26 protein-coding genes and 4 tRNA genes are annotated in these 24,338 nt (G+C 65.8%); 20 read left to right on the top strand and 10 right to left on the bottom strand.

Annotated features, from left to right (window positions below):
* Positions 1 to 4 precede the first annotated feature (4 nt).
* The 11 genes from NWF24_RS23265 to NWF24_RS23215 are packed head-to-tail and all read left to right on the top strand — an operon-like array spanning position 5 to position 10,767.
* A complete protein-coding gene (locus tag NWF24_RS23265) occupies positions 5 to 1,330 on the top strand; it encodes an aromatic ring-hydroxylating dioxygenase subunit alpha (RefSeq protein WP_258350610.1) in 1,326 nt (441 codons plus the stop codon).
* Positions 1,327 to 1,791: an aromatic-ring-hydroxylating dioxygenase subunit beta gene (locus NWF24_RS23260; RefSeq protein WP_258350609.1), complete on the top strand. Its 465-nt coding sequence runs from the start codon at positions 1,327 to 1,329 to the stop codon at positions 1,789 to 1,791. The genes NWF24_RS23265 and NWF24_RS23260 overlap by 4 nt, the downstream gene beginning before the upstream one ends.
* Positions 1,792 to 1,835: 44 nt before the next feature.
* The gene (locus NWF24_RS23255; protein ID WP_258350608.1) at positions 1,836 to 2,999 is read left to right on the top strand and encodes an ABC transporter substrate-binding protein; all 1,164 of its coding nucleotides are present in this window, start codon (positions 1,836 to 1,838) and stop codon (positions 2,997 to 2,999) included.
* Positions 3,000 to 3,033: 34 nt separating this feature from the next.
* A complete protein-coding gene (locus NWF24_RS23250; protein WP_258350607.1) occupies positions 3,034 to 4,089 on the top strand; it encodes a branched-chain amino acid ABC transporter permease in 1,056 nt (351 codons plus the stop codon).
* The gene (locus NWF24_RS23245) at positions 4,086 to 5,876 is read left to right on the top strand and encodes a branched-chain amino acid ABC transporter ATP-binding protein/permease (protein WP_258350606.1); all 1,791 of its coding nucleotides are present in this window, start codon (positions 4,086 to 4,088) and stop codon (positions 5,874 to 5,876) included. Before NWF24_RS23250 ends, NWF24_RS23245 begins: the two co-directional genes overlap by 4 nt.
* Positions 5,873 to 6,604: an ABC transporter ATP-binding protein gene (locus tag NWF24_RS23240; protein WP_007831224.1), complete on the top strand. Its 732-nt coding sequence runs from the start codon at positions 5,873 to 5,875 to the stop codon at positions 6,602 to 6,604. Before NWF24_RS23245 ends, NWF24_RS23240 begins: the two co-directional genes overlap by 4 nt.
* Complete coding sequence (locus NWF24_RS23235; RefSeq protein ID WP_258350605.1) at positions 6,594 to 8,183, top strand: ATP-dependent acyl-CoA ligase; 1,590 nt, start codon at positions 6,594 to 6,596, stop codon at positions 8,181 to 8,183. The genes NWF24_RS23240 and NWF24_RS23235 overlap by 11 nt, the downstream gene beginning before the upstream one ends.
* A 10-nt stretch (positions 8,184 to 8,193) precedes the next feature.
* On the top strand, positions 8,194 to 8,943 hold the full coding sequence (locus NWF24_RS23230; protein WP_258350603.1) for an SDR family NAD(P)-dependent oxidoreductase: 750 nt from the start codon (positions 8,194 to 8,196) through the stop codon (positions 8,941 to 8,943).
* A 53-nt stretch (positions 8,944 to 8,996) separates the two neighbouring features.
* Positions 8,997 to 9,773, top strand: a complete 777-nt coding sequence (locus NWF24_RS23225; protein ID WP_258350602.1) for an SDR family NAD(P)-dependent oxidoreductase — start codon at positions 8,997 to 8,999, stop codon at positions 9,771 to 9,773.
* Positions 9,770 to 10,303 carry a MarR family winged helix-turn-helix transcriptional regulator gene (locus tag NWF24_RS23220; RefSeq protein ID WP_093049788.1) on the top strand — a complete coding sequence of 178 codons (534 nt, stop codon included), beginning with the start codon at positions 9,770 to 9,772 and terminating at the stop codon, positions 10,301 to 10,303. The genes NWF24_RS23225 and NWF24_RS23220 overlap by 4 nt, the downstream gene beginning before the upstream one ends.
* 2 nt (positions 10,304 to 10,305) lie before the next feature.
* Positions 10,306 to 10,767, top strand: a complete 462-nt coding sequence (locus tag NWF24_RS23215; RefSeq protein ID WP_258350601.1) for an acyl-CoA thioesterase — start codon at positions 10,306 to 10,308, stop codon at positions 10,765 to 10,767.
* Between the two features lie 7 nt (positions 10,768 to 10,774).
* Here NWF24_RS23215 and NWF24_RS23210 read toward each other — a convergent pair whose 3' ends face one another.
* A complete protein-coding gene (locus NWF24_RS23210; protein ID WP_258350600.1) occupies positions 10,775 to 11,167 on the bottom strand; it encodes a hypothetical protein in 393 nt (130 codons plus the stop codon).
* Between the two features lie 705 nt (positions 11,168 to 11,872).
* On the opposite strand from NWF24_RS23210, the gene NWF24_RS23205 reads away from it, so the two are divergent.
* The 4 genes from NWF24_RS23205 (at position 11,873) to NWF24_RS23190 (ending at position 12,911) form a co-directional block, all read left to right on the top strand.
* Positions 11,873 to 11,949 (top strand) — tRNA-Arg (locus NWF24_RS23205).
* Positions 11,950 to 11,990: 41 nt separating this feature from the next.
* Positions 11,991 to 12,197 (top strand): short-chain dehydrogenase, encoded by a 207-nt coding sequence (locus NWF24_RS23200; protein WP_258350598.1) that lies wholly within the window; start codon positions 11,991 to 11,993, stop codon positions 12,195 to 12,197.
* A 25-nt stretch (positions 12,198 to 12,222) separates the two neighbouring features.
* Positions 12,223 to 12,296 (top strand) — tRNA-His (locus NWF24_RS23195).
* Positions 12,297 to 12,347: 51 nt separating this feature from the next.
* On the top strand, positions 12,348 to 12,911 hold the full coding sequence (locus NWF24_RS23190) for an HNH endonuclease (protein ID WP_258350597.1): 564 nt from the start codon (positions 12,348 to 12,350) through the stop codon (positions 12,909 to 12,911).
* An 88-nt stretch (positions 12,912 to 12,999) separates the two neighbouring features.
* On the opposite strand, the gene NWF24_RS23185 is transcribed toward NWF24_RS23190, so the two are convergent.
* On the bottom strand, positions 13,000 to 13,170 hold the full coding sequence (locus tag NWF24_RS23185; RefSeq protein ID WP_176928697.1) for a hypothetical protein: 171 nt from the start codon (positions 13,168 to 13,170) through the stop codon (positions 13,000 to 13,002).
* A 243-nt stretch (positions 13,171 to 13,413) separates the two neighbouring features.
* Between NWF24_RS23185 and NWF24_RS23180 the strand changes: the two genes are divergently transcribed.
* A complete protein-coding gene (locus NWF24_RS23180) occupies positions 13,414 to 13,854 on the top strand; it encodes a hypothetical protein (protein ID WP_258350596.1) in 441 nt (146 codons plus the stop codon).
* Between the two features lie 27 nt (positions 13,855 to 13,881).
* On the opposite strand, the gene NWF24_RS23175 is transcribed toward NWF24_RS23180, so the two are convergent.
* Positions 13,882 to 14,700, bottom strand: a complete 819-nt coding sequence (locus tag NWF24_RS23175) for an SDR family NAD(P)-dependent oxidoreductase (protein ID WP_258350595.1) — start codon at positions 14,698 to 14,700, stop codon at positions 13,882 to 13,884.
* Between the two features lie 13 nt (positions 14,701 to 14,713).
* Positions 14,714 to 15,340: an MSMEG_1061 family FMN-dependent PPOX-type flavoprotein gene (locus tag NWF24_RS23170; protein WP_258355341.1), complete on the bottom strand. Its 627-nt coding sequence runs from the start codon at positions 15,338 to 15,340 to the stop codon at positions 14,714 to 14,716.
* 129 nt (positions 15,341 to 15,469) lie between these two features.
* On the opposite strand from NWF24_RS23170, the gene NWF24_RS23165 reads away from it, so the two are divergent.
* Positions 15,470 to 16,249 (top strand): AraC family transcriptional regulator, encoded by a 780-nt coding sequence (locus NWF24_RS23165; protein ID WP_258350594.1) that lies wholly within the window; start codon positions 15,470 to 15,472, stop codon positions 16,247 to 16,249.
* 67 nt (positions 16,250 to 16,316) lie between these two features.
* On the opposite strand, the gene NWF24_RS23160 is transcribed toward NWF24_RS23165, so the two are convergent.
* A tRNA-Lys gene (locus tag NWF24_RS23160) sits at positions 16,317 to 16,392 on the bottom strand.
* 142 nt (positions 16,393 to 16,534) lie between these two features.
* On the opposite strand from NWF24_RS23160, the gene NWF24_RS23155 reads away from it, so the two are divergent.
* Positions 16,535 to 17,242 carry an SDR family NAD(P)-dependent oxidoreductase gene (locus NWF24_RS23155; protein WP_258350593.1) on the top strand — a complete coding sequence of 236 codons (708 nt, stop codon included), beginning with the start codon at positions 16,535 to 16,537 and terminating at the stop codon, positions 17,240 to 17,242.
* A 51-nt stretch (positions 17,243 to 17,293) separates the two neighbouring features.
* Here the strand turns inward: NWF24_RS23155 and NWF24_RS23150 are convergent.
* Positions 17,294 to 17,369 (bottom strand) — tRNA-Ala (locus NWF24_RS23150).
* Positions 17,370 to 17,459: 90 nt separating this feature from the next.
* Here NWF24_RS23150 and NWF24_RS23145 point away from each other — a divergent pair.
* Positions 17,460 to 18,326, top strand: coding sequence for an alpha/beta hydrolase (locus NWF24_RS23145; RefSeq protein WP_258350592.1), 867 nt, complete (start codon positions 17,460 to 17,462; stop codon positions 18,324 to 18,326).
* A gap of 21 nt (positions 18,327 to 18,347) precedes the next feature.
* On the opposite strand, the gene NWF24_RS23140 is transcribed toward NWF24_RS23145, so the two are convergent.
* A complete protein-coding gene (locus NWF24_RS23140; protein WP_258350591.1) occupies positions 18,348 to 19,325 on the bottom strand; it encodes a GMP reductase in 978 nt (325 codons plus the stop codon).
* Positions 19,326 to 19,531: 206 nt separating this feature from the next.
* Between NWF24_RS23140 and NWF24_RS23135 the strand changes: the two genes are divergently transcribed.
* The gene (locus tag NWF24_RS23135) at positions 19,532 to 21,952 is read left to right on the top strand and encodes a UvrD-helicase domain-containing protein (protein ID WP_375338405.1); all 2,421 of its coding nucleotides are present in this window, start codon (positions 19,532 to 19,534) and stop codon (positions 21,950 to 21,952) included.
* A 32-nt stretch (positions 21,953 to 21,984) separates the two neighbouring features.
* On the opposite strand, the gene NWF24_RS23130 is transcribed toward NWF24_RS23135, so the two are convergent.
* Genes NWF24_RS23130 through NWF24_RS23120 form a run of 3 tightly spaced genes read right to left on the bottom strand, consistent with a single transcriptional unit; the run spans position 21,985 to position 24,316 of the window.
* Positions 21,985 to 22,821: a BPSS1780 family membrane protein gene (locus tag NWF24_RS23130; RefSeq protein ID WP_258350589.1), complete on the bottom strand. Its 837-nt coding sequence runs from the start codon at positions 22,819 to 22,821 to the stop codon at positions 21,985 to 21,987.
* Positions 22,822 to 22,830: 9 nt separating this feature from the next.
* Positions 22,831 to 23,889: a homoserine kinase gene (locus tag NWF24_RS23125; protein WP_258350588.1), complete on the bottom strand. Its 1,059-nt coding sequence runs from the start codon at positions 23,887 to 23,889 to the stop codon at positions 22,831 to 22,833.
* A gap of 55 nt (positions 23,890 to 23,944) precedes the next feature.
* A complete protein-coding gene (locus NWF24_RS23120) occupies positions 23,945 to 24,316 on the bottom strand; it encodes a hypothetical protein (protein WP_093049875.1) in 372 nt (123 codons plus the stop codon).
* Between the last annotated feature and the right edge of the window lie 22 nt (positions 24,317 to 24,338).

Raw genomic sequence — 24,338 nt, 5'->3', positions numbered from 1 at the left:
CGCCATGACCATCTATCGCAACCGCCCCGATCTCGTCGCGGCGCTGGTGCAGGACGACCGGGTGCACCGCGACCTGTACCTCAGCGAAGAGCTTTTCGCGCTGGAACAGGAGAACCTGTTCGCCAACACCTGGGTCTTCCTCGGCCACGCGAGCCAGGTGCCCGAGGCCGGCGACTTCGTCACGCAGGACATTGCGGGACGGCCGCTGATGATGGTGCGCCAGCCCGATGGCGATGTGCACGTGCTCTACAACCGCTGCGCCCACAAGGGCACGCAGCTGGTGACGGACGAAAGCGGCAACACCGGCCGGTTCTTCCGCTGCCCGTACCACGCGTGGACCTACAAGCTCGACGGCGCGCCGCTCGGGCTGCCGCTGAAGAACGGCTACGAGGGCACGCAGCTCAAGGCCTGCGAATCGGGGCAGGGGCTCTCGGTGGTGAAGCACGTGAAGGTGTACCGCGACTTCGTATTCGTGCGGTTGTCGGACACTGGGCCTTCGTTCGAGGACTACTTCGGCGAGGTGCTGGGCGCCATCGACAACATGGTCGACCGCTCGCCCGAGGGCAAGCTGACCGTGGGTGGCGGCGTGCTGCGCAACGTCGTCCACTGCAACTGGAAGATGTACCTGGAGAACATCAACGACACGGTGCATCCAATGTCGACGCACGAATCGGCCACCAAGGCGGCCGAGGCGCTGTGGGAAGGCCATGCGCCCACGGACCCCAAGCCGATGGCGATGGAGCAGATATTGCCCTTCGGCTCGGGCTACGAATTCTTCGACAAGATGGGTGGGCGGGTGTTCGCCAACGGGCACAGCGTGCTGGGGGTGAACTTCAGCATCCACTCCAACTACGCGCAGCTGCCTGAGTACGAAGCCGCGATGCGCGCCGCGCACGGTGAGGCACGGGCTACCGAGATATTGCAGCGCTCGCCGCAGAACTCAGTCTTCTATCCGAGCCTGTCGGTCAAGGGCTCGCCGCAGGCCATTCGCGTGATTCGCCCGCTGGCGGCCAACCGCACGCTGATCGAAGCCTGGAGCTTCCGTGCGGCGGGTGCGCCAGCACTGCTGTTCGAGCGTGCCATGAGCTACAACCGCCTCGTGTTCTCGCCGATGTCGGTGGTCGCGCACGACGACGTGCATCTGTTCGAGAGCATCCAGCAAGGCCTGCGCGCAGGCGGCAACGAGTGGGTGAGCCTGCACCGCAACTACGACCCAGCCGAGACGCAGCAAGCCACGGTCACCACCAACGGCACCAACGAGCTGCTGATGCGCAACCAGTTCCGCGCCTGGGCGAAGTCCATGGCGGCGGGCATGGAGGCTGCGGCATGACGGACCCACGCGATTTCGTCGCCCACGAGGCGGCGCTGCTCGACGAGCGGCGCCTTGATGACTGGCTGGCCCTGTTCGCTGAAGACGGCCACTACTGGGTGCCGCTGCTCGGCGCGGCGCAGGCCGATCCGTTCTCGCACAACTCGCTGGCCTATGAAGACCGGCTGCTGCTGCAGCTGCGCGTCGACCGCCTCAAGAACCCGCGCGCGCATTCGCAGCATCCTGCGAGCCACAGCCAGCATGTGCTGCAGCCCTCGCGCATCGAGCGCGAGGAGGGCGATGAGGCATGGCTGCGCACGCCGTTCCTCTACGTCGAGGCGCGCGGCGAAAACCAGATCCTGTTGAGCGGCACCGCCCGCCATCACCTCGTGCGCACTCCCACCGGCTGGTCGATCCGCGAGAAGCGCATCGACCTGCTCAACGCCCCGCGCGCGTTGCCGGCCATCCAGTTGTTCATCTGAGTTACCCACCTGTCCATTCCAACAATCCTCACCGGAGCTACGACATGAAGAGCCTGATGCAGATCCTGACGCGCGGCACCCTCGCCGCGGCGCTGACCGCCTGTGGCATAGCGAGCGCGTTCGCGGCCGACCTCAAGGTCGGCCTCAGCGTGTCGCTGTCGGGGCCGAACTCCTCGCTGGGCGTGCCCTATGCCAAGGGCATGCAGGCCGCGCTGGCCTACAAGGGCGAGGTGAACGGCCGCAAGATCCAGCTCGTCGTGCTCGACGACGGCTCCGACCCCACCACGGCCGGACGCAACGCGCGCAAGCTGATCGAGGAAGAGAAGGTCGACGTGCTCATGGGCACTTCGGGCGTGCCGGCCGCCATCGCGATGGCGCAGGTGGGCAAGGAAGCAAAGACGCCGATGATCGGCCTCACGCCCATCCTGCTCGACCCCAACGAGAACCCCTGGGTGATGACCGTGGCGCAGCCGACGCAGTTGATGATCGATGCGGTCGTCGAGCGCATGAAGCGCAACAACGTGAAGACCGTGGGCTACATCGGCTTCTCCGACGCCTGGGGAGACCTGGTCTACGACGCGCTGATGAAGGCCGCGCCCGGCGCCGGCATCAAGGTGGTGAGCAACGAGCGCTATGCGCGCGCCGATGCCTCGGTGACGGGGCAGGTGCTGAAGATCGTGGCGCTGCGGCCCGACGCGGTGATGACCGGTGGCGCAGGCACGCCCGGCGCGCTGCCGTTTCTTGCGCTGCAGGAGCGCGGCTTCAAGGGCGGCGTGTACGGCCAGCATGGCCTGATCAACCCCGACTTCGTGCGCGTGGTCGGCGCGGCTGGCCAGAACGCGCTGATGCCCACCGGCCCGGTGATCGTGGCCGAGCAGTTGCCAGACAACTACCCGACCAAGAAGATCGCGACCGACTTCCGCGCCGTGTTCCAGAAGGTCAACAACGCACCGACCAGCGACGCCTTCTCGGCCTATTCGTTCGACGGCTGGCTGGTGTTCGTCGATGCCGCCTCGCGCGCCATGAAGAAGGCCGAGCCGGGCACGCCCGAGTTCCGCGTGGCGCTGCGCGATGCCATCTTCAGCACGAAGGAAGTGGTGGGCACGCACGGCGTCTACACCTTCAAGCCCGGCAGTCTCTACGGCGTGGACGAACGCGCCCGGGTGATCGTCAAGCTCGACAACGGCCAATGGAAGCTCGCACCTTGAACCTCTCGCCTTTGTTTTTTCGGAGGGCCGCGCGATGACATGGGACGTGGCACTGATTCTCCTCACCGACGGCCTGGCCAACGGGGCCGTCTATCTGCTGGCCGGGCTCGGGCTGGTGCTGATCTTTTCCGTCACGCGGGTGGTGTTCGTGCCGTTCGGCGACATCGCGGCCTTTGCGGCCCTGTCGCTCGCGGCCTTCGAAACCGACCGCGTGCCGCCGACCATCGGCATGGTCGCGGTGCTGGCGGCGCTGGCCCTGGCCACCGAGATCGGCAGCCTGCTGCGTCGCGGCGAGGCCGCGCGCATTCCGAAGGCGGTGCTGATGTGGGGCGTGCTGCCCGCCATTCCGTGCGTGCTCGCATGGCTGGCGGCGCGGCCGGGCGTGCCTGTGGCGGTGCACATCGCGGTGGCGGTGCTGCTGGTGGTGCCTATCGCGCCGCTGCTGGCGCGGGTGGTGTTCCAGCCGATCGCGGATGCATCGGTGCTGGTGCTGCTGATCGTGTCACTGGCGCTGCACTTTTTGCTGTCGGGTCTGGGCCTGCTGTTCTTCGGGCCCGAGGGTTCGCGCACCACGCCGCTGACCAGCGCCGTGTTCACGCTGGGTGACGGCTTCACGGTCAGCGGACAGGTGGTGTTGATGGTGGGGGCGGCCGTCGTGTTGAGCGGGCTGTTCTTCCTGGTGTTCGAGCGCACGGTGGCGGGCAAGGCGCTGCGTGCCACGGCCGTGAACCGCGTGGGCGCGCGGCTGGTCGGCATACGGCCGGTGCGCACGGCGCTGCTGGCGTACGGCTGCGCCTCGCTGCTGGCGGGGCTGATCGGCGTGCTGATCGCGCCGGTGACGACGATGTATTACGACTCGGGCTTCATCATTGGCCTGAAGGCTTTCGTGGCCGCGATCATCGGCGGGCTCGTGAGCTATCCGATGACGGCCATCGGTGCGCTCGCGGTCGGCGTGGTGGAGAGTTTTGCCTCGTTCTGGAGCGGTGCGCTGAAGGACGTGATCGTGTTCAGCCTGCTCATTCCGGTGCTCATGCTGCGGTCTTTCATGGCCACGCACGCCGAAGAGGAAGAAGACGAGGTGGACCAATGAACGCCAACCGCAACAAGCGCCTGGCGTGGATCGCCGGGCTCGTCGTCGTGCTGGCACTGGTGCCGGTGCTGGCGGGCAGCTTCACCGTTTCGCTGCTCAACGACATCGGCATCGGCGCGCTGGTGGCGCTGGGCCTTGTGCTGCTGACTGGCGTGGGCGGCGCCACATCGTTCGGGCAGGCGGCCTTCGTGGGCATCGCGGCCTACGCCACGGCCTGGCTCACGACCACGCAGGGCATGTCGCCCTGGATCGGGCTGCTGTTCGCGCTGCTGCTCACGGGGCTGTCGGCGCTGGCGATCGGCATGCTCACGCTGCGGCTTGGCGGGCACTTCCTGCCGCTGAGCACCATCGCTTGGGGGCTGTCGATCGCGATGCTGTTCGGCAACGTCGATGCGCTCGGTCGGCACACGGGGCTGTCGAACATTCCGGCGCTGCAGGTCGCTGGCTGGTCGCTGGCCGACCCGCGCGCGATGTACTACCTGATCTGGGTGGTCGTCGGCCTGGTCTGCCTGTTCAGCTACAACCTGCTGCAGTCGCGGCCGGGTCGCGCGATTCGCGGGCTGCGCGGCGGTGCGACGCTGCTGGCGAGCGTGGGGGCTGATGCGTACCGCGTGCGGCTCTCGCTGTTCGTCACAGCCGCGCTGTTCGCGGGGCTGGCTGGCTGGCTCTATGCGCACATGAACCGCTTCGTGAGCCCGTCGCCCTTCGATGTGCGCGCCAGCATCGAGTATTTGCTGATGGCGGTGGCCGGTGGTCTCGGTCAATTGGGTGGCGCACTGGTGGGCGCTGCGCTGGTGCTGGTGCTGAAGAACGGCCTGCAGGACGTGCTGCCGATGCTCACGCAACGCGCCGGCCAGTTGGAGGCCGTGGCCTTCGCCGCGCTGTTCATCCTGCTGCTGCACTTTGCGCGCGGCGGCGTGATGGGCTTGTTGCGCCGCTGGACGCGTCGTCGCGGTGCTGTGCAAGGGCCGTTGCGCCACGAGGCGCCGCCGGTCGAGCCGCTGCCGCATCGCACGCTGCCCCAGCGCGGCTCGCAGGTGCTGTCGGTGAATGGCGCGGTCAAGCGCTTCGGCGGGCTCATTGCGGTCAACGACGTGAGCTTCGACGTGAAGGCCGGCGAGATCGTCGGGCTGATCGGGCCCAATGGCGCAGGCAAGTCGACCATGTTCAACCTGCTGACCTGCACGCTGCCGATGAGCGCGGGCAAGGTGCGCTTTCTGGAGCACGACATCGCGGGCATGCCGCAGCGCGAGGTCGCGCGGCTGGGGCTGGCGCGCACCTTCCAGCACGTGAAGCTGCGCCCGCACATGAGCCTGCTCGACAACGTGGCGCTGGGCGCGCATTCGCGCACGCGCTCGGGCATCCTGAAGGCGGGGCTGCGGCTCGATCGCACGGAAGAAAGCCAGATCCTGCAGGAGGCGCAGCGCCAGCTCGACCGCATCGGGCTGGGTGACCGCGCGCATGAACTGGCGGGCAGCCTGCCGCTGGGCACGCAGCGCATCCTGGAAATTGCGCGCGCTTTGGCCGCCGACCCGGTGCTGCTGGTGCTCGATGAGCCGGCCGCCGGCCTGCGCCGCAAGGAAAAGATGGCACTCGGCGATTTGCTGCGCAAGCTGCGCGAGGAGGGCGTGACCATCCTCATTGTCGAACACGACATGGACTTCGTGATGAAACTGGTGGACCGGCTGGTGGTGATGAACTTCGGCTCCAAGCTCGTGGAGGGCGTGCCGTCGGCGGTGCGCGCGGACGAGCGTGTGCAGGCGGCTTACCTGGGGAGCGTTGTATGACCGCGATGCTGGAGATTGGCGATCTGCATGTGTCGTACGGGCAGGTCGAGGCGGTGCGCGGGGTGTCGCTCGACCTGCAGCCGGGCCAGATCATTTCGGTGATCGGGCCGAACGGTGCTGGCAAGACCACGCTGCTGGCCGCTGCCATGGGCCTGCTGCCGTGCAAAGGCACGCTGCGCTTCGAGGGCGAAGACCTGCAGGGGCTCGACGTGGAAGCGCGCGTGGAGCGCGGCTTGTGTCTCGTGCCCGAAAAGCGCGAGCTGTTCGGCGAACTCACCGTGCTCGACAACCTTCAGCTCGGCGCGTACGCGAAGCGGCTGCGCGGCGATGCAATGAAGAAACGGCTGCAGTCGGTGTACGACCGCTTTCCGCGGTTGGCCGAGCGGCGCTCGCAGCGCGCGGACACCCTGTCTGGTGGCGAGCGGCAGATGCTGGCGGTGGGGCGCGCGCTGATGTCGGCGCCGCGCCTGCTGATGCTCGACGAGCCCAGCCTCGGGCTGGCGCCGCTGATCGTGCGCGACATTTTGACCATCGTGCGCAAGCTGCGGGAAGACGGCGTGTCGATCCTGCTGGTGGAACAGAACGCCCGCGCCGCGCTCGAAAGCTCGGACGAAGGCTATGTGCTTGAGACGGGCGAGATCGCGCTGTCGGGCGCTTCGGCCGAGCTGGCGAGCGACCCGCGGGTGCAGGCCACCTACCTCGGCGGAGGCACGCACGATGACGAGTGACCCCCGCGCCGTGCCGCCCGCCCTGCGCACGCTGCCGGCGATGCTGCAGCGGCAGGCCGGGCTGTTCGGCTCGCGCGCGTTGCTGCGGATTGCGGGGAGCGAGTGGACGCATGGAGATGCAGCGCGGGCTGCAGCTGTGCGGGCAGGCGCGTTGGCGGCGGCCGGCGTGGCACGTGGCGATCGCATTGCGGTGATGTGCGGAAACCGCATCGAGTTTCTTGAGAGCTTTCTCGGCGCAGGCTGGTTGGGCGCATCGACGGTGCCGGTCAACACGGCATCGATGGGGCCGCAGATCGAATACTTCCTGGCGAACAGCGAGGCGAAGCTGCTGGTGATCGAGGCGGGCTTTCTGGAGCGGCTCGCGACGGCGGATCTGTCGCGCACCGCGTTGCGCGAGGTCTGGGTGGTTGGTGAAGCGGCATCCAATGCGTGGCAAGTGCCTGAAGGTGTGCGCGTCGTGGCGTATCCCGAGGGCGGGGAGCCCATCGAGCCGGCTGCGGTGCAGCCCGGTGATCCGCTCGCGATTCTCTACACCTCCGGCACGACGGGGCCGGCCAAGGGCGTGATCTGTCCGCATGCGCAGTATTTCTGGTGGGGCGTGAACAGCGCGGAGGTGCTCGGCGTCGGCGCCGACGATGTGCTGTGCACCACGCTGCCGCTGTTTCACATCAACGCGCTCAACACCTTCGCGCAGGCCGCACTGACGGGCGCACAAGTGGTGTTCGAGTCGCGTTTCTCTGCCTCGGGCTTCTGGCCGACGATGCGCTCGAGCGGCGCGACGGTGGTGTATCTGCTTGGAGCGATGGTTCCTATCCTGCTCGCGCAGCCGGAAGGCCCCGGCGAGCGCGATCACCGCGTGCGCATCGGGCTGGGGCCCGGCGTGCCGTCTGCCGCGGGCGCTGCGTTCAAGGCGCGCACGGGCGTGTCGCTGCTCGAAGGCTACGGCTCGACCGAAACCAATTTCGCCATCGCCACCGCGCCGGATTCGCCGCGCGGCGGTGTCATGGGCTGGCTGCGCCCGGGCTTCCAGGTGCGCGTGGCCGACGAAGACGACGCGGAGCTGTCGCCCGGCGAGGCCGGTGAATTGCTGCTGCGTGCGGAGGAGCCGTACGCCTTCGCGAGCGGCTACTTCAACATGCCGGAGAAGACAGTCGAGGCTTGGCGCAATCTCTGGTTTCACACCGGCGACCGCGTGGTGCGCGATGCCGACGGCGCATTCCGTTTCGTCGACCGCATCAAGGACGCGATCCGCCGGCGCGGCGAGAACATCTCGTCGTTCGAGGTCGAGCAGGTGCTTTTGAGCCACCCGGGCGTGGCCTCGTGCGCGGTGTACCCGGTGCGCTCCGAGCTGGCCGAAGACGAGGTGATGGCCGCGCTGGTGGCGCGCGAGGGCGTGTCGATCGATCCCGCCGAGCTTGCGCGTTTTTGCGAAGGGCGCCTGCCGTACTTCGCCGTGCCGCGATACATCGATGTGCTGGCCGACCTGCCGCGCACGGAGAACGGCAAGGTGCAGAAGTTCAAGCTGCGCGAGCGCGGTGTCGGGCCGCAGACCTGGGACGGACGGCCCGCCAGGGCCTGAGGCGAATCGCATGACAAGCGCAGCGCTGCTCCCGCTTTCCGGACGCGTGGCGTTCGTGACGGGTGCGGGGCAGGGGCTTGGGGCAGCCATCGCGCGGGGGCTTGTGGAAGCCGGGGCGCGTGTGGCCCTGGCCGATATCGAACTTGCGAATGCCGAAGCCGTCGCGGCGGAGATCGGCGGGCTTGCCCTGGAGCTCGATGTGCGCGACGAGGCGGCGTTCTCCGGTTGCTTCGGCAAGGCCGTCGCGCATTTTGGTGCCGTCGACATCATGGTCAACAACGCGGCGCGCACGCCGACCACATCGCTCTGGGACATCACGCCCGAAGAGTGGGACGACGTGCTCGCCGTCAACCTGCGTGGCAGCTTCTTCGGCTGTCGCATTGCCGGGCGGCACATGCGCGAGCGTGGCGCGGGGCGCATCGTCAACCTGACGTCGATGGCCGGGCAGCAGGCCAGCACCGCGACCGGCGCGCACTACGCAGCGAGCAAGGTCGGGTTGCTGGCACTGACGCGGTCTTTCGCGCAGGAGCTCGCGCCGCACGGCGTGACGGTGAATGCGCTGGCCCCTGCGGCGATCCGCAGTCCGGCACTCGACGCCATGGAGCCTGCGAAGCAGTGGGCGCTGCGGGCGGGCATTCCCCTCGGCCGCTTCGGCTTGCCAGAAGAGGTGGCCGCGGCCGTGGTCTATCTCGCTTCCCCGGCGGCCGCTTTCATGACGGGCGCCACGCTGGACCTCAACGGCGGCCGTTTCATGCGCTGACAACCTGGGTTGGCACACTCCGTTAAAATGATTCAGAACTAAAACATTCAGGTATGCAATCAAATTCACTCGCTGGCCGCCACGCACTTGTCACGGGCGCGGCACGCGGCATCGGCGCTGAGATCGCCCGCACCCTGGCTGCCGAGGGCGCCGTCCTGACGCTGCTGGGCCGTGACCGTGAGGCGCTGCAGCGCGTCGCCGATTCGCTCGCGGGCAGCGGGCATGGCGTTGTGGCTGCCGACGTGGCCAGCCCCGAGGCGGTGCAGGCGGCGTTCGCCGAGGCCCGCGCCGCGCGAGGCCCGGTCGCCGTGCTCGTCAACAACGCCGGTGCAGCCGAGAGCGCGCCTTTCCTCAAGACTTCGTTCGAGCTCTGGCAGCGGATGCTGTCGGTCAACCTCACCGGTAGCTTCCTGTGCGCACAGGCAGCGCTTCCCGACATGCTCGACGCCGGCTGGGGCCGCATCGTCAATATCGCCAGCACGGCGGGGCAAAAGGGCTACGCCTACGTGGCGGCCTACACCGCGGCCAAGCATGGCGTGATCGGACTCACGCGCTCGCTGGCGCTCGAGGTGGCGCGCAAGGGCATCACGGTGAATGCCGTGTGTCCGGGCTACACCGACACCGACATCCTGCGCAACAGCGTCGCCAATGTGGTCGGCAAGACCGGGCGCAGCGAGGCCGATGCGCTGGCGGAGTTTTCCAGCGTCAATCCGCAGAAGCGGATCGTGCAACCGTCCGAGGTGGCCGATGCCGTGCGCTGGCTGTGCGGGCCTGGTGCAGCGTCGGTCACCGGGCAGTCCATCTCGGTTTCAGGGGGAGAAGTGACATGACACGCAACAACGATGCCTCGCACGCCGCGCTGAGCGATGCGGAAGAACTGGGCCACGAAGCCCGCGCGGGCCACGAGGACCACGCGATGCTCAAGCTGTGGCTGCGCATGCTGGCCAGCACCACGCAGATCGAGGCCGAGATCCGGCGCCGGCTGCGCGAGCGCTTCGGCATCTCGCTGGCGCGCTTCGACTACATGGCGCAGCTCTACCGCTACGAAGACGGCCTGAAGATGCGCGTGCTGTCGCGCTACCTGATGGTGACCGGTGGCAACGTCACGGGCCTGACGGATGAGCTCGAACGCGAAGGCATGGTGGCGCGCGCGCCCAGCCCCGACGACCGCCGTGCGTGGATCGTGAGCCTGACGCCCACGGGCCGACGCACCTTCGAGACCATGGCGAGCGAGCATGAGCAATGGATCCTCGAGATGTTCTCGGGGCTCGACATGAAGACGGTCAAGCAGATGCACACGCAGCTGGGCCTGCTGCGCGTGCATGTGATGCGCGGCGAGCCCTCGGGCGAGGAAGGCTGAGGATGAGCGACGACACGCACGTCGATCTGGCGGCCGCGAGCAACGAGTTCCGCAGGCCGCAGTTGATCCGGTTTTCGGACTGCGACCCGGCAGGCATCGTTTTTTATCCGCAGTACTTCGTGATGCTCAACGGGCTGATCGAGGACTGGGTCAATGAAGGCTTGGAGCTCAGCTATCACGGCCTGGTAGCGCAGCGCCGCATCGGCCTGCCGACCGTGAAGCTCGATGTCGATTTCCGCGCCGTGAGCCGCATGGGCGACCAGGTGATCCTCGGGCTCATGGTGCAGCGGCTGGGCTCGCGTTCGATGACGCTGGCGGTGCGCTGCTTCAGCGCCGAGACGGGCGAAGTGCGCATGCAGATGACTCAGGTGATCGTGACGACTTCGCTGGAGACGCATCGCGCCGTTGCCATTCCGGACGACATGCGCGCAGCCATCCTGCGCAACGCGCCCGAGCTGGGCTGAGCTTCATTCAGGACGCGGGCTCGTTGCCGGCAGCGTCCTGCGCGCGCTTCTTCAGCCAGCCACTGAGCTCCTTCTTTCCCTTGGCATTGGCCGTGCGCCATGCCTCGCGCGCGGCGGCAATGAAGCGCTCTTCTGCCGCATCGGGCACCTCGGAGGGGCGATCTTCCTTGTCGAGCCAGCCCATCTCCACGTTGCAATGCCGCTCGATCTGCCGTGCCAGGTTGTCGCCGATGGGCCGGGAACTCTTGATCTGGCTCCACATGCTGGGGGAGATTTCGATCTTCTTCGCAAACGCCTGGTCCAGCCCCTTGGCAGGCAGGCCCGCGGCAACGGCTTCTTCGAGAAAGCGGCGGTGCAGCGCGAGAGCATTGCGGCGGCGCGCGACGGTGATATTGGGCACTGTTCAAAAACAACAACAAGACAAAAAAAGATTGTCCCGGTTGTTGACGCAGTCGTAAACACTATTTACAGTTGCCCTCAATCGCGGCCCAAAGCCGTACCCTTTTTCCAACCCTTTACAGCCGACAGCGGCAATTTTTGACTCAGGAACCATCGTGAACACCGCATTGAACCTCACCAGCATTCGACCCGCCTCGGGCCGATCGCTCGTGCGCGTCTGGGCGTGTGGTGGTTTCGATGGTATGCCGTCGGTCCGACTGAATCAGCACCAGAGCCACGTGTATTCCACGAAAGCCGCAGCCAGCCTGCGCGTTGGAAAGGTCGAGGATCAGGTGCTACCGGGTGGAGGTTGCGCATAAGCGCACACCTTCCAAGCTCTCTCATACAGAGGCCCGGACACCGCAAGGTTCCGGGCCTTTTTGTTTTTGGCTTTTTGTTTGCCATTTCGGGTGTGCCTTCACCACACCGCCAGAGCCCACCGCGTAGACGGTCTGGCGGGATGTGCAGGAATTGATCACTCCTGTGCAGCGACGTCGTACGGGGCAGCGCCCAGCGCGCTGTCCGTCGCGTGAGGACACAACCGAAATCGTGAACAACCACACCGAACCCGAGCGGGACCGGGCCATGCAGATGGCCCTCCCGCGGAAACCGGCCGCAAAGATTGGGCGGCGCCGGAACTCGTAACCGGACACTTTGTTGTTTTCGACCCGCGTTAGCTCAATGGATCAGAGCACTTGCCTACGAAGCAAGGGGTTGCACGTTCGAGTCGTGCACGTGGGGCCATCTGTTTCTTTGTTCAGCTGTCACATCACCAAGGAGCCGTCATGCGCAAGCGCAACACCCCGATCCGGATGATCACCGTGCGCCCGGCACAGCCGCGCAAGCGCATGGTGCTGGCCCTGGCCCAACGCTTCGGCATCGTGACCGATGCACGCCGTGCGAACGAATGCGCACCTGCATCGCCGGGCCGAGAGGTGCCACTCGAAGGCCTCGATCTCGACCAGCGCGTGCGCGCGGTTGGCGAGTGGTGAGCCGGCTGCTCGTCTTTTTCTTATGGTGTACGTAGCTCAACGGCAGAGCCGCGGGTTGTGGTCCCGCTGACGACGGTTCGATTCCGTTCGTGCACCCCATGGTTTCATTTCATTCAACCTCACAACCATCGCCGCGAAAGGAGGCGAGTCATGCACCCTCACGTCCTGCAACTCGATATTCAGGGCACGCCGCAAGCCTGGATTTCGCTGGAGCAGGCGGTGTTGCACTACGCGACCGGCTCGGTCGCATGGGAAGACGGCGACCTGCCGCTGGCCACGCTGCGTGGCGGCTTCAACGTGGCGCGCGGTGTGCAGTCGCGCGTCGAGGTGGCGCCGATCATCGCGCTGCGCGGTGCGTCGAAGATCAACCTCTTCGACGTGATTCCAAGCGTCACCAAGAGCAAGCTGCTGCGCCGCGACCGCCACACCTGCGCCTACTGCGCGAGTGTGTTCCACGAGCGCGACCTGCAATGCGAACACGTGCTGCCCGAGTCGCGCGGAGGCCCATGGACCTGGACCAACCTCGTGAGCGCATGCGCGGTCTGCAACAACCGCAAGGCCGCGCGCACGCCGGAGGAGGCGGGCATGCCGCTGGTCTATCTGCCTTATGTGCCGAGCCGCTATGAGAACTTTCTGCTTGAAGGCCGCAACATCCGTGCGGACGTGCACGAGTGGCTGGCGAAGCGGCTGCCCAAGGGCTCGCGGCTTCAGTGAGGGCGGGGTAGTGACCTTGACTCGCGCCCATGAAAAAAGCCCGCTGTCTTCCGGACGGCGGGCTTTTGTTCGTGCGGGGGATCGGTGGTCAGCGCCCGAAGAAGCGGTAGGCGATCAGGCCTGCGGCCGCCAATCCACCCACGACCGCGAGGATCACCTTGGTGGCACGACCGGAACCGCGCTTCGAGCGCGGCCAGTGGTCTGGCCCGATCAGGTCGATGGGGACGGTGGGTTTGCCTATGTCGGACGCCTTTTCCATGGGAGGAAATATAGCTCACGCCTGAAGCGTGGTCCGAGGCAGGTCACATTCTGTGGCCTCCGAACATCGTCATTGGCCCCGGCTGCGGCCGGACAAAAAAATACCCGCATGAGCGGGCCGAACGAGCTTTTTGGCTTCGAAGTTGATGTCCCTGTGTCTCTTGTTGTTGTGATGCGTGACAGCAGGTACAAGATGCCATGCCAAGTGGGTGCCTTTTGAGGTCGGGTCCGAAGCAGGTTGCATGTGACAGACAAAACCGTGAAATATTGCCGTATGAACAAAGAAATCATTCTCGAAAGTTTGACGCGCGCTCTGGAGAGCTGGGTCCGCAATGCGTCTGCAGCGCAACTCTGGCACGTGCATCAAGCGGGCGGCCTCGCAGCCTCCATCGAGGCGGACGAGGAGGTCGTGCAGGTGCGCATTGTCCTCGGCGGCGCGCGCGACGCCTTGTCGGACATCGGCAAGACCGATGGGCGACTGCCCGTCACCGAGGCTTTTCTCGGCAGTTCGGCATGGGGTGCGCCGCCGGCACAAGGAAGCCCGGAGCGCGAGCAATGGTTCCTGTCGAGCGAACTGGCGCAGACACACGCGCGCCAGTATCTGATGGCTGAGGTGGGGGAGCGGCGCGATCTGCTCGAGCGCTGTGTCGACGACTGGATCGCGCGGCAGGGAGCCGCTTCCTGATAGTCCGGCTCATCGGTGGTCCGCAGGTCAGCCTTGTGCTCCCTCGGACACGGCAGCCCAGGCTTCCCAGGTTGACATGCGTTGCGAATAGGCCTGCTTCGCGGCAGGCAAGCACGCCTTTCCAAGAAAGAGTCGCAGCGGCGGTTCCTCTGCGTCGACTACAGCGAGGATCGCCGCAGCCGTGGCAGCCGGATTGCCCAGCGTTCGGGTAGCGCTGAGGGCCTTGATCTTCTGGCGCAGCCCCTCGTAGACCTGCATCGGTTCAGCGCTGATGGCCGAGGCTCCTCGCCAGTCCGTGTCGTAGCCGCCGGGCTCGACGAGCGTCACCTTGATGCCGAATGCCCCGACTTCCGATGCGAGCGTTTCCACAAGCCCCTCGACGGCCCATTTGGTTGCGTTGTAGACCCCGGCAGTAGGGAAGGTGATGACCCCCGCCACGCTCGAGGTCACCAGGATGTGCCCTCCGCCTTGCGCTCTCAGGTAGGGAAGTGCCGCTTGAATGACCCAGAGAGTTCCGAAGAGGTTGGTCTCGAACTGCGCACGCGCCTGCGGTTCGCTGCTTTCCTCGATGGTGCCGAACAACGCATAGCCGGCGTTGCTGACGACGACGTCCAGTCGGCCGAAGCGGGCAATTGCCGCGTCCATCGCTGTGAACACTGCGTCACGATCCGTGACGTCGAGAGTCACTGGGAGGATGGCGTCGCCGTACTTCGCCACCAGCGGCTGCAGCGCCTCCATGGAGCGGGCTGTTGCCACGACCTTGTCGCCGCGTTCCAGCGCTGCCTGTGCCCATGCGCGTCCGAGTCCTCGAGACGTGCCTGTGATGAACCAAACCTTGGATGTCATGTGTTGCTCCGTGTTAGTACAAATCGTGTTTGACCGCGTCCTGGTACTTGGCATCAAGGGCCGACGCAGAGACGTCGTTCAGCTCTGCAAGTGCGACCAGCACCGTCCCGACCGTTGGCAGGGAGTTGCGATCCAGGAGCGCGGTGGGATCCCACAGCCGCGCGCGATTGACGGCCTTGCCGCAGTGGAACAAGGCTTCCTCGACCGTGACCACGACAGCGGTCTTGGGTTGCTTGCCTCGCTCGGCAAGCCTGCCGAGCAGATCCGGCGATGTGGAAATGTGCCCGCGACCATTGATGCGCATGAACACATCCAGCCCGGGAAACAGGAAGAGCATCGCAACCCTGTCGTCGTCCTGCAGATTCTTCAGCGACTCGATACGGTTGTTGCCCGGCCAATCCGCGAACGCGAGCGTCTGGGCATCGAGCATGTGTACGAAGCCAGGTGGACCGCCGCGCGGAGAAGCGTCAAGGCCCGAGCTCTCGCGCCCCGTCGCAATGCAGAAGAACGTCGCGGCTTCCAGGTAGGGGCGGTGGTATTCGGTCAGTCTGCGAGACACCGCCTTCTGGATCATCGGGGATGGCTCTGCGTACAGCTCGCCGAGTGCAACGACGTCGCGTTCTCTTGCTCGGTCTTCCATGTCGGCACTGTCGGGAAGGATGTCTTGGGCTTGCATGGTGGTCATCTGCTCTGAAGTGTTGGATCGATGCTAGGTTTTTGGATCTGGCGTTGCTATGCTGTTCAGGCCATTCAATAGCTCATTTGCGCCATGTCCTCGACAACCCAACGGCCCGACCTTGCGGACCTGAAAGATGACGCCGCGGGGCCATTGGCGATCGTTGTTTCCCAATGCGTCGAAGGGAGTTCGCTCGTGGAGCCCCATAGCCATGGACGAGGGCAGCTCCTTGGTGTCTGGCGAGGCCTGCTGACGCTTGGCACGGAGTTCGGCAAATGGCTTGTGCCGAACGTGCACGCGGTGTGGATACCGCCCGGGCAATTGCACTGGGCGAGCGCGCACGGACAGGTCGACACGTGGAGCATCTATGTTCAGAGCGGTGCGGGTGAGGGGCTGCCTGAGCGACCGGCGACGCTTCGTATCTCGGCCCTGTTGCGCGAGACAGTGCGGCGGCTTGAAAGTCTCAACAGTGAGCCTGCTGGAGCGATGCGAGGTTTGCTCGAACTCGTCGTGGTCAACGAGATCAGGTCCTTGCCGATCGAAGAGCTCAGCTTGCCGATGCCGACAAGCCCATCGCTGATGAAGATCGCGCAAGGACTCCTGGCGCAGCCCGCTGACGATCGTTCGTTGGACGCCTGGGCCGGGTTGGCGAATATTTCGCCTCGCACACTGAATCGTCGCTTTCCCGTGGAGACCGGATACAGCCTTGGAACATGGCGGCAGCGTGCACGCTTGCTGCGTGGGTTGGAGCTCCTGGCCGAGGGACGCTCCGTTACGACCGTTGCCCTCGAACTCGGCTACAGCAACATCAGTGCGTTCATTGCCTTGTTCAAGCGCACGTTTGGTGCCACTCCCACTCAGTACATGCGATAGCAGCCGCAATGAAAAACGCCCGCTACCTTTTGAGTAGCGGGCGTTCCAGCGATGACGCGATGTTGGTTGGTGGGCCCTGAGTGACTCGAACACTCGACCTACGGATTAAGAGTCCGCTGCTCTACCAACTGAGCTAAGAGCCCTTGCGTTGAAAACATTTGGTGTTTTCTGGCAAGACCACGAGTATATCCCAGAATTTCTGCCCGTCCAAAAAATTTGTAGGTCGCGGCGTTAGGATTCGCCTCTACCGACGGGGGCGCGGCCCTCTCAACCAGGAGAATTTCGATGAGCGACGCCAACACCACGCCCCATGTCTTGATCACCGGCGCCGCAGGCGCACTGGGCCGTGCTGTGGCTCAGCACTTCATCGACCAGGGCGCGCGCCTTGCGCTGGTCGACCACCATGCAGGTCGTCTTGCGGAGGTCTTCCCGGGCCTCGACAACTCGCAGCATCTCCTGTTGGCGGGCGACGTGACTTCCACGTCAGAGATGGCTGCCCTCGCGGAGCAGGCGCTCAAGTCCTTCGGCCGCATCGACACGCTGGTCCACATCGCAGGCGGCTTTGAAATGGGCGAGGCAACACATGCACTCACGCGCGCGAGCTGGGACCGGATGATGAATCTCAACGCATGGTCGTTCGTGGCGGTGACCCAGGCTGTGCTGCCCTCGATGATCGAGCGTCGTGCAGGCAGCGTCATCGCCGTAACGGCAAAGGTCGCGGCGCGCGGCGTGCCGGCCATGGCCGCGTACATCGCTTCGAAGAGTGCGCTGCAGCGCCTGGTGGAAGCCATGGCAGCCGAGGCGGCGCCGCATGGCGTCAACATCAACAGCGTGGCTCCGAGCGTACTCGACACGCCGGCCAATCGGCAGGCGATGCCCGATGCGAATCCGGCTGACTGGGTGTCGACCTCGGTTGCCGCGCAGACCATCGGCTTCCTTGCGTCGCCGAGCGCCGCAGCGCTGCACGGCCAGCATCTGACGCTCGATACCTGAGCCAGAAAAAGAAAAGGCCCTGGCGTATGCCAAGGCCTTTTCTGTATTGGTTGGTGGAGAGGATGAGGATCGAACTCACGACCTCCGCATTGCGAACGCGGCGCTCTCCCAGCTGAGCTACCCCCCCAACGCAGGGCGAATTTTAACCAGAACTGCTGTTTTGGCGCACCCTGCCGTGCCAAGATGCGCGCCTCGCGAAACACGGAGCAAAGATCGCATGGCCTCGTTCGACCCCGCCTGGCTGGAAGGCATGTACAACAACCTCGCACGGGTCAAAGATCATCCTGCGTACTTCGAGCGATGGGCGCGCGAATCGGCCGCGGCGCGCGAGGCCTTGCCGGCGCGGATCGATCTTCCCTACGGCCAGGGCGTGAACGAAACGCTCGACATCTTCCCCGCACCGGTGCCCGACGCGCCAGTGCTGGTCTTCATCCACGGCGGCTACTGGCGCGCGATGGACAAGAAAGACCATTCCTTCATTGCGCCGGCGTTCAATGACCGCGGCATCTGCGTGGTCCAGCCCAACTACGCGCTGTGCCCCGGCACGCCGGAGCAGCCCGTCACGGTGCCGGGCATCCTGCTGCAGATGGTGCGTGCGCTCGAATGGACCTGGCGCCACGTTGCGGCCCATGGCGGCGACCCTTTGCGGATCACCGTTGCGGGCCATTCGGCTGGTGGTCACATGGCGGCGGCGCTGTTGGCTTGCGACTGGAAAGCGGTCGCGCCCGATCTGCCCGCACAGCTCGTGCGCAACGCGCTGTCGATCTCGGGCCTCTACGACCTTCGTCCGCTGCAGCGCACGCCGTTTCTCGAGAATGTGCTGAAGCTGACCGATGCAGATGCCCTGCGCGCCAGCCCTGCACTGTGGCCCGCGCCCAAACGCGGCCAGCTCTACGCCGTTGCCGGTGGTGAAGAAAGCGAAGAGTTCATCCGCCACAACGCGATGATCCGCGAGGCGTGGGGACGCAACACCGTGCCGGTGTGCGAGGTGCTCCCGGGGCTCAACCACTTCGATGTGGTCGACGCGCTTGCCGACCCGGCCCACACCCTGCACCGGCACGCGGTGCAGTTGCTGGAAGCCTGACCGGCGCCCCGGTGGAGCGGCCTACATCAGCAGGTGCTCGCCCGCGTTGTCGCCGCCCAGCGTGACGTAGTTGACCTTGCGGATGTCCATCAGCGCGCGGCCGCCCGCGTAGCTGATCGAGCTCTGCACGTCCTGCTCCATTTCGACCAGCGTTTCGGCCAGCTTGCCCTTGATGGGTTCGAGGATGCGCTTGCCCTCGACGTGCTTGTACTCGCCCTTGTTGAAGTCGCTGGCGGAGCCGTAGTACTCCTTGAACAGCACGCCGTCGACCTCGACCGTCTTGCCCGGCGACTCCTCGTGCCCCGCGAACAGCGAGCCGATCATGACCATCGACGCGCCGAAGCGCACGCTCTTGGCAATGTCGCCGTGGTCGCGGATGCCGCCGTCGGCAATGATCGGCTTGGTCGCCACGCGCGCGCACCACTTGAGCGCCGACAGCTGCCAGCCGCCGGTGCCGAAGCCGGTCTTGAGCTTGGTGATGCAGACCTTGCCCGGGCCGATGCCGACCTTGGTCGCGTCAGCTCCCCAGTTCTCGAGATCGATCACCGCCTCGGGCGTGCCGACGTTGCCGGCAATCACGAAGGTCTTGGGCAGCTTTTCCTTCAGGTAGCCGATCATGTTCTTCACGCTGTCGGCGTGGCCGTGCGCGATGTCGATCGTGACGTACTCGGGCACGAGGCCCTGTGCCACCAGTTGGTCGACGGTGTCGTAGTCGGCCTTCTTCACGCCCAGAGAGATGGAAGCGAACACGCCCTTGCCCTGCATCTCCTTGACGAACTTGACGTTGTCGAGGTCGAAGCGGTGCATCACGTAGAAATAGCCGTTCTGCGCCAGCCACAGGCAGATCGACTCGTCGACCACCGTCTTCATGTTGGCGGGCACCACCGGCAGGCGGAAGCTGCGTTCGCCCAGCACCACGCTGGTGTCGCACTCGGAGCGGCTCTCCACGCGGCACTTGCGCGGGAGCAGAAGGATGTTGTCGTAATCGAAAATTTGCATGACCAGGCTCCTGAAAGGAATCGTTGAAAGAAACGAATGAGCGCTTGGTCCGGCCGGCTTTCGCGGTGCGTTCTGCAAGGAAAACGCCCACAAAAAACCGGGCGCAAGAAACTTGGGCCCGGTGATTGATTTTACGCGGTCTCGCAAAGGCAGGTCTTCCGGTTCTTCATATAACCCGCATACGCCGTGGTTTCTACAATCGCATGATGTTGTTTAACGATCCTGCGGCTGACGCCCACCCTCCAGCGCTGCCGCTGCTCCAGAACCTGAACGCGGAGCAACTCGCCGCGGTCACGCTGCCAGAGGGCAACGCGCTGATCCTGGCCGGCGCCGGTTCCGGCAAGACGCGCGTGCTCACCACCCGCATCGCCTGGCTGCTGCAGACGGGCCAGGTCTCCGCCGGCGGCATCCTCGCCGTGACCTTCACCAACAAGGCCGCGAAAGAAATGATGACGCGGCTGACGGCGATGCTGCCCGTCAATGTGCGCGGCATGTGGATCGGCACCTTCCACGGCCTGTGCAACCGCCTGCTGCGCGCGCACTGGAAGCTGGCCAACCTGCCGTCGACCTTCCAGATCCTCGACACGCAAGACCAGCTCTCGGCCATCAAGCGTCTGATGAAGCAGTTCAACGTCGACGACGAGCGCTTCCCGGCCAAGCAGACGCAATGGTTCATCGCCGGCGCCAAGGAAGACGGCCTGCGCCCCGGCGACGTCGAAGTTCGCAGCGACGACGACCGGAAGAAGGTCGAGCTCTATCGCCTCTACGAAGAGCAGTGCCAGCGCGAAGGCGTGGTCGACTTCGGCGAGCTCATGCTGCGCAGCTACGAACTGCTGCGCGACAACGACCCGGTGCGCGAGCACTACCAGCGGCGCTTCCGCCACATCCTGATCGACGAGTTCCAGGACACCAACCGCCTGCAGTACGCGTGGATCAAGATGCTCACGGGCAACACCGTCGCCGGCCAGTTCACGCCGAGCGAGAGCAGCAGCGTCATCGCCGTGGGCGACGACGACCAGAGCATCTACGCCTTCCGCGGTGCACGCGTGGGCAACATGACCGACTTCGTGCGCGAGTTCGACGTGCGCCACCAGATAAAGCTGGAGCAGAACTACCGCAGCTACAGCAACATCCTCGACTCGGCCAACGAGCTCATCAGCCACAACAAGAAGCGCCTGGGCAAGAACCTGCGCACCGACCAGGGGCCGGGCGAACCGGTGCGCGTGTACGAATCGCCCACCGATCTCGCCGAAGCCCAGTGGATGGTCGAGGAAATGCGCCAGCTCGCGCGCGACGGCTACGAGCGCAAGGAAATGGCCGTGCTCTACCGCAGCAACGCGCAGAGCCGGGTGATCGAAACGGCGCTCTTCAATGCCTCGGTGCCGTACCGCGTGTACGGCGGCCTGCGCTTCTTCGAGCGCGCCGAAATCAAGCACGCGCTGGCCTACCTGCGCCTGCTGGAGAACAAGGACGACGACACCAGCTTCCTGCGCGTCGTCAATTTCCCGCCGCGCGGCATCGGTGCGCGCACGCTCGAAACCCTGCAGGACGCGGCGCGCGCGGCCGGGCGCTCGCTGCACGATGCGGTGAGCGTCGTCGGCGGCAAGGCCGGCGCCAACCTCACGGGCTTCGTAGCCAAGATCGACGTGCTGCGCGAGCAGACCCAGGGCGTGAGCCTGCGAGAGATCATCGAGCTGGTGCTCGACCACAGCGGCCTCGTCGAGCACTACAAGGCCGATCGCGAAGGCGCCGACCGCCTCGAGAACTTGGACGAACTGGTGAATGCGGCCGAGAGCTTCGTCACGCAGGAAGGCTTCGGCCGCGACGCCGTGGCGTTGCCGGTCGACGAGCTGCGCCAGTCGCCCGCGAGCCAGGGTATCGACCCGAGCCGTCCGGTGCTCGACGAGCCGCTCGCGCCCGACGCCGAAACCGGCGAAACGCTGAGCCCGCTGGCCGCCTTTCTCACGCACGCCGCGCTCGAATCGGGCGACAACCAGGCGCAGGCTGGGCAAGACGCGGTGCAGTTGATGACCGTGCATGCCGCCAAGGGCCTGGAGTTCGACTGCGTATTCATCACCGGCATGGAAGAGGGCCTGTTCCCGCACGAGAACTCGATGAGCGATTTCGAGAGCCTCGAGGAAGAACGCCGCCTGATGTACGTGGCGATCACGCGCGCCCGCAAGCGCCTGTACCTGAGCCATTCGCAGACGCGCATGCTGCACGGCCAGACTCGCTACAACGTCAAGAGCCGCTTCTTCGACGAGCTGCCCGAAGGCGCGCTGAAGTGGCTCACACCCAAGAACCAGGGCTTCACGCCATCGGCCTTCGGCTATGGCGGGGGCTATGCGAGCACGCGCGGTGGTGGGGGCGGCTACAGCGGTGGTGGCTATGGCGGCGGCAGCAGCAGCCGCGACAAGGACACCTTTGCCAGCCCACCCGTGCCGCCGCAGAAGACAGCGCCTTCACACGGCCTGCGCTCGGGCATGCAGGTGTTCCACAACAAGTTCGGCGAAGGCACGGTGACCGCGCTCGAAGGCACGGGCGACGACGCACGCGCACAGGTCAAGTTCGCGCGACATGGCGTGAAGTGGCTGGCGCTGTCGGTGGCCAAGCTCACGCCGATCTGAGCTTGGAGGGGCGCCGCCGGCCGCGGCGGCGCTCAGTCCGGATTGAAGGTGTCGCGGAAGGTGAACCAGTTCGACGCCTGCGCCATGGCGGCGAGCGTCAGCACCGTGCCGACCATCAGGATGTTGCCGATGGCCATTGCACCGGTGTCCGAACCCAGCGAGCCCACGCCGATCACGATGGTGCCGACCAGCGCCGCCGCCAGGAGGCCGAGCACCAGCACGCCGCACCACGCGAGCCAGTACAGCGCATAGGCGCCGAAATTCCGGAACATCGCCACCAGGCTGAAGAAAATGCTCTTCACCGGCTCCACCCGGTGCCAGTGAACCAGCGCGGGGGCATGCCACATCGCCGCGACCAGCGGCAGCGCGAGGCACATCTGAAGCAGATTCGCCATCTGGAAGCGGCTGCTTTCCAGCACTTCCTTCGTCGGGGTTTCGCCCAGCAGGTAGCTGCGCATGAACTGGCCGCCGTCGACCAGCGCGGTCAGGAACACGGTCAGGAAGCAATACACCGCCGAGATCACGCCAAGTACAGCCAGCGCGCGCCATTCCGTTCGCATGGCACGCGCCACCGACAGGAACATGAGTGCGCCGGTCGGTTTTTTCACGCCGACCGCGTCTCCTGGAAGATCGGTGTTGGTCGCCGAGGCGTCGGCCACCGACGCCGCGACCATGAAGCCCAGCGTGGAGAACGGCAGCAGCACGAACGGAATGAATCTGCCGATCAGCGGCAGCTGCGAGATGCTCGTGATCAGCGCCATGAACATCAGGAACAGCGAGACAAAGGCCAGCGGCTGTCGCCAGAAGTTCTTGAGTCCGAGGCGGACCCATTCGACGCCGGTTCGCGCCGGCACGAGGTTGAGTTTCATGTGTAGAGATCAGGCAGCCAGCAGCGGCTCGAGGGCCTGTGCCATGGCATGCGGGTGGGTGGCGCGGTCGCGCAGCACGCGTTCGAAGTGCGTGGGGTCATGGGGCTTGAGCATGCTCGCCTCGCGCGGCAGATGGAAGTCCCAGAGCCGGGAAATCCAGAAGCGCAGCGCCGCGGCGCGCAGCATCGCGGGCAGCAGGGCGCGCTCGGCGGCGTTCAGCGGTCGCACGGTTTCGTAGGCCGACAGCAGCGAGTCGGCGCGTTCGGCGTCGTGCCGGCCGGTCGGCAGGTCGATGGCCCAGTCGTTCAGGCACACGGCCAGGTCGAACAGCCAGGTGTCGGTGCCGGCGAAGTAGAAGTCGAACACGCCGGTCAGGCGCGGCGCAGCGCCGGCCTCGCCGCCGGTCGCGAACATCACGTTGTCGCGGAACATGTCTGCATGCACCGGGCCACGCGGCAGCGCCGCATAGGCCGACGACTCGGCGACGTGGTTCTGGTAGGCCAGTTCGGCACGCAGCAGGGCGGCTTGCGATTCCTCGATGTACGGCAGCACCACCGGCACCGTCTCGTTCCACCAGTGCAGGCCGCGCAGGTTTGGCTGGATGCGGGGGTAGTCGCGCCCCGCGAGGTGCATGCGTGCCAGCATCGCGCCCAGTTCGGCGCAATGCGCCGTGCCGGGGGCCAGTTCGCTGTGGCCCGAGAGCTTCTGCACCACCGCAGCAGGCTTGCCGGCCACGATGTGCAGCAGGTCGCACGCGGCCTCGGCGGGCACGGGGGGCTGGTTCTTCCTGGGTTTCTCGGCGGCGGCGGGCTCGGCTGCCGCCACGGGCGCGGGCACAGGCAGGCCGGCAGCCGCCAGGTGCTTCATCAGACAAAGGTAGTAAGGGAGCTGCTCGGCACTCAGGCGTTCGAACAGCGTCAACACGAATTCGCCGGACTCGGTGGTCGCGAAGTAGTTGGTGTTTTCGATGCCGCCCTCGATGCCGCGCAGCTCGCGCAGCGGGCCCAGGCCCAGGCGTTGGACGAGCGCGTCTGCCTCGCCGAAACTGACTTCGGTGAAAACTGCCATTGCGGTACTCAGCGCCGCGTTGCCGCTGCAAAAACCAGGACGAAAGAACGCACGGTCAGAACTTCATCACGTTCCAGACGCGGGGGCCGTTGGCGCCCGTTTCCGACGAGCCCTGGCGTCCCGTGTACGCATCGGCGGGCAGCACTTCGTAGCCCGGCACGTTGGCCTTGGGCGTGACGTTGATGCTCTGCGTGCGGCCGCCGTAGCGGACTTCGTCGACCGAGGCGCCGCTGTCCTCGGTATGGATGTTCTCGACCTTCTGGTTGCGTCGGCCTTCGGCTTTGTCCTGCTCCTGATTTGGTAGCGATGCGGCCGGGGCCGCCGCGGGGGCGGCTGCGGGCTGCTGCGCCTGTACGGCGGCAAAGGGGGCTGCGAAAGCCAGCGCCAGCAGGATGCGGCGGGCGACCAGGAGTGTGGAGCTAGGCATGCCTTGATTGTAGGCTCGCCCC

The sequence above is a fragment of the Variovorax paradoxus genome (assembly GCF_024734665.1).
Classification (GTDB): Bacteria; Pseudomonadota; Gammaproteobacteria; order Burkholderiales; family Burkholderiaceae_C; genus Variovorax.
This window is presented reverse-complemented; position numbering and strand designations above follow the sequence as displayed.

What these genes read in the sequence shown, in the direction of transcription:
- NWF24_RS23265 (WP_258350610.1), top strand. Translation starts at nt 5, where the DNA reads ATGACCATCTATCGCAACCGCCCCGATCTCGTCGCGGCGCTGGTGCAG.
- NWF24_RS23260 (WP_258350609.1), top strand. Translation starts at nt 1,327, where the DNA reads ATGACGGACCCACGCGATTTCGTCGCCCACGAGGCGGCGCTGCTCGAC.
- NWF24_RS23255 (WP_258350608.1), top strand. Translation starts at nt 1,836, where the DNA reads ATGAAGAGCCTGATGCAGATCCTGACGCGCGGCACCCTCGCCGCGGCG.
- NWF24_RS23250 (WP_258350607.1), top strand. Translation starts at nt 3,034, where the DNA reads ATGACATGGGACGTGGCACTGATTCTCCTCACCGACGGCCTGGCCAAC.
- NWF24_RS23245 (WP_258350606.1), top strand. Translation starts at nt 4,086, where the DNA reads ATGAACGCCAACCGCAACAAGCGCCTGGCGTGGATCGCCGGGCTCGTC.
- NWF24_RS23240 (WP_007831224.1), top strand. Translation starts at nt 5,873, where the DNA reads ATGACCGCGATGCTGGAGATTGGCGATCTGCATGTGTCGTACGGGCAG.
- NWF24_RS23235 (WP_258350605.1), top strand. Translation starts at nt 6,594, where the DNA reads ATGACGAGTGACCCCCGCGCCGTGCCGCCCGCCCTGCGCACGCTGCCG.
- NWF24_RS23230 (WP_258350603.1), top strand. Translation starts at nt 8,194, where the DNA reads ATGACAAGCGCAGCGCTGCTCCCGCTTTCCGGACGCGTGGCGTTCGTG.
- NWF24_RS23225 (WP_258350602.1), top strand. Translation starts at nt 8,997, where the DNA reads ATGCAATCAAATTCACTCGCTGGCCGCCACGCACTTGTCACGGGCGCG.
- NWF24_RS23220 (WP_093049788.1), top strand. Translation starts at nt 9,770, where the DNA reads ATGACACGCAACAACGATGCCTCGCACGCCGCGCTGAGCGATGCGGAA.
- NWF24_RS23215 (WP_258350601.1), top strand. Translation starts at nt 10,306, where the DNA reads ATGAGCGACGACACGCACGTCGATCTGGCGGCCGCGAGCAACGAGTTC.
- NWF24_RS23200 (WP_258350598.1), top strand. Translation starts at nt 11,991, where the DNA reads ATGCGCAAGCGCAACACCCCGATCCGGATGATCACCGTGCGCCCGGCA.
- NWF24_RS23190 (WP_258350597.1), top strand. Translation starts at nt 12,348, where the DNA reads ATGCACCCTCACGTCCTGCAACTCGATATTCAGGGCACGCCGCAAGCC.
- NWF24_RS23185 (WP_176928697.1), bottom strand. Translation starts at nt 13,170, where the DNA reads ATGGAAAAGGCGTCCGACATAGGCAAACCCACCGTCCCCATCGACCTG.
- NWF24_RS23175 (WP_258350595.1), bottom strand. Translation starts at nt 14,700, where the DNA reads ATGACATCCAAGGTTTGGTTCATCACAGGCACGTCTCGAGGACTCGGA.
- NWF24_RS23170 (WP_258355341.1), bottom strand. Translation starts at nt 15,340, where the DNA reads ATGGAAGACCGAGCAAGAGAACGCGACGTCGTTGCACTCGGCGAGCTG.
- NWF24_RS23165 (WP_258350594.1), top strand. Translation starts at nt 15,470, where the DNA reads ATGTCCTCGACAACCCAACGGCCCGACCTTGCGGACCTGAAAGATGAC.
- NWF24_RS23155 (WP_258350593.1), top strand. Translation starts at nt 16,535, where the DNA reads ATGAGCGACGCCAACACCACGCCCCATGTCTTGATCACCGGCGCCGCA.
- NWF24_RS23145 (WP_258350592.1), top strand. Translation starts at nt 17,460, where the DNA reads ATGGCCTCGTTCGACCCCGCCTGGCTGGAAGGCATGTACAACAACCTC.
- NWF24_RS23140 (WP_258350591.1), bottom strand. Translation starts at nt 19,325, where the DNA reads ATGCAAATTTTCGATTACGACAACATCCTTCTGCTCCCGCGCAAGTGC.
- NWF24_RS23135 (WP_375338405.1), top strand. Translation starts at nt 19,532, where the DNA reads ATGTTGTTTAACGATCCTGCGGCTGACGCCCACCCTCCAGCGCTGCCG.
- NWF24_RS23130 (WP_258350589.1), bottom strand. Translation starts at nt 22,821, where the DNA reads ATGAAACTCAACCTCGTGCCGGCGCGAACCGGCGTCGAATGGGTCCGC.
- NWF24_RS23125 (WP_258350588.1), bottom strand. Translation starts at nt 23,889, where the DNA reads ATGGCAGTTTTCACCGAAGTCAGTTTCGGCGAGGCAGACGCGCTCGTC.
- NWF24_RS23120 (WP_093049875.1), bottom strand. Translation starts at nt 24,316, where the DNA reads ATGCCTAGCTCCACACTCCTGGTCGCCCGCCGCATCCTGCTGGCGCTG.